Here is a 3,793-nt window from a genome sequence, read left to right as displayed (position 1 = left end):
GCAGAGATTTTTCGCGGTGAGATCCGTGAACGGGGCGACCGTTACGGGCAGATCGCCGGGTCGCCGTAAACCCCTCCCTGGGGGCTTGGCTGCCGCATCCTTGCGGCAGACACCCGGCTAACCTGTCCCGTAACGGTTTTCCTTTCAATTCATTGCGTTGCTGCCAGAAGAAATCCGTTCTTCAAGCAGCAACTCAGAAACATTCAGGCAATCGGGTGCATCCGGAAAAGCGGACCGTCCGAGCACAGGGAAGTGCGAGGCCGAGCGTACAGGGATGTGGCAGCGGGTCCGCGTTCCGGATGCACCCGATACGCCAGACACCAAACATGCAGCGCCAAAATGTTGCCAGAGGATAATCGCTAATCTGATGGTGCAGAGATTTTTCGCGGTGAGATCCGTGAACGGGGCGACCGTTACGGGCAGATCGCCGGGTCGCCGTAAACCCCTCCTTGGGGGCTTGGCTGCCGCATCCTTGCGGCAGACACCCGGCTAACCTGTCCCGTAACGGTTTCCCTTTCAGATCTTTGCGTTGCTGCCGGATGCAATCAGTTTTTCAGGCAGCAACTCAGAAACATTCAGGCAATCGGGTGCATCCGGAAAAGCGGACCGTCCGAGCACAGGGAAGTGCGAGGCCGAGCGTACAGGGATGTGGCAGCGGGTCCGCGTTCCGGATGCACCCGATACGCCAGGCACAAAGCATGCAGCGCGTTAATCTAACCCCGATTCGCCAGGCGCTGAAATTGAAGCGCCTTAGTCCAACCTTAACTCAATAACTTATCCTGCAACTCACGCAGCGACGCCACCTGCCACGTCGGAGTGATCCCTTCCGGCTGAGCGCGTCCGTCAGCATTCAGCCAGCAGGTCGCCATCCCGGCATTAATCCCGCCAAGAATATCGGAATCCGGATTATCCCCCACCATCATCACTCGATTGCGCGGCGGATTGCCCATTTGTTTCAGCGCATAATCAAAAACCGCCGGGTGCGGCTTGGCGTGGCCCACCTGCTCGGAAATCACCAGCAGATCGAAATAGCCGAGGAAGCCGGTGCGCTCCAGCCGCGCCTGCTGAAGTGCGGTAAAACCGTTAGTGATAATGCCCATTTTCACCCGGCCCTTCAGCACATTAAGCAGATCCGTTGCCCCCTCCAGCGGCAGGCAAATCTCGGCCATCGCGGTCAGAAACCCGCTGTTCAGATCGTGTGGCGTCACCTGCAAACGGTCGGCCCAATCCTGAAAACGCTGATGTTGCAGCTGCAATGCGCTGATTGCGCCATTCTGATAGTCCACCCACAGCGGCTTGTTAATCGCCTGATAATCATCGAAATCAGCGTGGCTGAACTGCACGTCGTAACGCTGAAATAACCGCTGTAATCCGGCAAAAGCATCGAAGTGAAACAGCGTGTCGTCAGCGTCAAATAAAATCCAGTCCCATTGAGTAAGCATCGGTTATTCCCGGTTAAATCGTTAAGGCCATTATCACGGCATCTTCTTTGCCGTCTGCGGTCGGATAGTAGTTGCGTCGGATCGACACCTCATTGAAATCCAGCTGCTCGTATAGCGCGATAGCCGGCCGGTTAGAGGCGCGAACCTCCAGCCAGAGGGTCAGAACCCCGCGCTGCTCCAGCTCGGCGATCAGGTGCTGCAACAGCTCGCGGCCAAGGCCACGGCGCTGGAATGCAGGATCGACGGCCAGGTTAAACAGCGTGGCTTCATCCAGTACCACCTGAGTGATAGCGAACGCGGCCAGCACGCCATCGACTTCCAGACGGAAGTTCAGATAGCGTTCGCCCTGATTGCTGGCAAAGGTTTTTTCCGACCAGGGAAAAGCGTGACTGCGCTGCTCAATAGCAAACGCGGCATCAAGATCGTGCGTGGTGAGTAAAGAAATCTGATTCATGTTGGCAAATCTGCTGCCATAGCGCCCGTTTGGCACCGGCATTGTGATAAAGCTCCGCCAGCACCGGCGAAACAAGGTGGGTTCCCGCAAGCGTTGCCGGGGCATCTAATCCTAAGCACCAGCTGTGACAGCGGGTGTCATCCGGCAGCATTGCCAGCTGTTCAGGCGTAAGCATTTGTACCTGCGGTTCGCGCAGTTCCAGCACACGCAGCACGTCCGCGACCAGCGGGTCCTGCATGGCGGGTAGCACTTCGGCAATAATTACCAGCCGGGTTTCTGCGGGTAAGGTCACCGCAATCTCGCCCTGTAAGGCACGCGGACGCCGCAGCGTATACTGCGTAATACCCATTTGCTGTAATAACCAGTCGCGTCTGGAAGACATCATTTTTCCTGTCTGGCTGCCTGTGTGACCGGCATAGGTTAACAAAGCCTTCGAAACTGCGCCAACAAACAACTATAATCGCCGCTCTGATTTCTGAGGAGTGACCGATGTCCGCATTTACCCCGGCCAGTGAAGTGATACTGCGCCACAGTGATGAATTTTCCCAACGCCGCGTACTGTTTGCTGGCGATCTGCAGGATGACCTGCCCGCCCAGCTGGAAACCGCACAGAGCCGGGCGCATACCCAGCAATATCATCACTGGCAGATCCTGAACCGTGCGATGGGTGAAAACGTTCTCTTCGGTCTGGTGGCCACGGCAGAGATCGCCGAGGGCTGCGATACGCTGGTGTACTACTGGCCGAAAAACAAACCGGAAGCGCAGTTCCAGCTGCAAAACCTGCTGGCTCTGCTGCCGGTTGGTACCGACATCTTTGTCATTGGTGAAAACCGCAGCGGCGTGCGCAGCGCCGAACCGATGTTGGAAAACTGGACCAAACTGGAAAAAATCGACAGCGCCCGCCGCTGTGGCTTGTACCACGGCCGTCTGGAGCAGCAGCCAACGTTTGATGCCGACGGCTACTGGGAAGATTACGCACTGGGCGACCTGACCATCAAAACCCTGCCGGGCGTATTCAGCCGTGATGGCCTGGACGTTGGCAGCCAGCTGCTGCTTTCTACGCTGACGCCGCACACCAAAGGCAAAGTGCTGGACGTCGGCTGCGGTGCGGGCGTGCTTTCCGCCATGCTGGCCAGCCATTCTCCTAAAGTGCGACTGACGCTGACCGATGCCAGCGCCAGCGCCGTGGCGGCCAGTGAAGCCACGCTGGCCGCCAACGGCCTGGAAGGCACCGTGGTTGCCGGTAATGTCTATTCCGGTATTAACGGGCGCTTCGATCTGATTATTTCCAATCCGCCGTTCCACGACGGCATGCAGACCAGCCTGGATGCGGCACAGACGTTGATCCGCGGTGCGGTCACCCATCTGAACACCGGCGGCGAGTTGCGTATCGTGGCCAACGCCTTCCTGCCGTATCCGCAGGTGCTGGATGAAACCTTCGGCAGCCACGAAGTGCTGTTGCAGAACGGCCGCTTCAAAGTGTATCGCGCCGTTAAAGGCCGCGCACCGAAAGCGTCACGTTAATTGTCGTCAGGGGGCCGCAGGGCTCCCTGAAAGCACCTTAAAACCGCCAAAAACCTCCCATTCGCTGTTTTTTCATGCGATTGATCCAGCAATAAAAAATAACTGTTGACGTACCTGGTAAAATCTCTAGAATGCGCCTCCGTGGTTGCGATACAACGTTGTTGTGTTGCGGGTATGCGAAGGTGGCGGAATTGGTAGACGCGCTAGCTTCAGGTGTTAGTGTCTTAACGGACGTGAGGGTTCAAGTCCCTCTCTTCGCACCAAAAACCATGTTATTCATATTACGCAGCATCTGCGCGAAGGTGGCGGAATTGGTAGACGCGCTAGCTTCAGGTGTTAGTGTTCTTACGGACGTGAGGGTTCAAGTCCCTCT

At 57.0% G+C, this 3,793-nt stretch carries 4 protein-coding genes and 1 tRNA gene; 2 read left to right on the top strand and 3 right to left on the bottom strand.

All coding sequences use genetic code 11. The annotated features are described in order from the left end of the window. Positions 1-761 precede the first annotated feature (761 nt). The 3 genes from yjjG to AC07U6_RS05850 are packed head-to-tail and all read right to left on the bottom strand — an operon-like array spanning position 762 to position 2,281. Positions 762-1,442, bottom strand: coding sequence for a pyrimidine 5'-nucleotidase (yjjG, locus tag AC07U6_RS05860; protein ID WP_494761470.1), 681 nt, complete (start codon positions 1,440-1,442; stop codon positions 762-764). Between the two features lie 13 nt (positions 1,443-1,455). After that, the gene (gene rimI, locus AC07U6_RS05855; protein WP_494761469.1) at positions 1,456-1,896 is read right to left on the bottom strand and encodes a ribosomal protein S18-alanine N-acetyltransferase; all 441 of its coding nucleotides are present in this window, start codon (positions 1,894-1,896) and stop codon (positions 1,456-1,458) included. Then, complete coding sequence (locus tag AC07U6_RS05850) at positions 1,859-2,281, bottom strand: DNA polymerase III subunit psi (protein WP_494761468.1); 423 nt, start codon at positions 2,279-2,281, stop codon at positions 1,859-1,861. Before AC07U6_RS05850 ends, rimI begins: the two co-directional genes overlap by 38 nt. Positions 2,282-2,385: 104 nt before the next feature. Between AC07U6_RS05850 and rsmC the strand changes: the two genes are divergently transcribed. Continuing rightward, a complete protein-coding gene (rsmC, locus tag AC07U6_RS05845) occupies positions 2,386-3,420 on the top strand; it encodes a 16S rRNA (guanine(1207)-N(2))-methyltransferase RsmC (RefSeq protein ID WP_494761467.1) in 1,035 nt (344 codons plus the stop codon). Positions 3,421-3,596: 176 nt separating this feature from the next. Next, positions 3,597-3,683, top strand: a tRNA-Leu gene (locus AC07U6_RS05840). The last annotated feature ends 110 nt before the right edge of the window (positions 3,684-3,793 follow it).

It is taken from the genome of Erwinia sp. GW821-FHT03D09, from assembly GCF_059420805.1.
The sequence above is the reverse complement of the archived record's forward strand: the minus strand, read 5'-3'. Positions and strand labels throughout refer to the sequence as shown.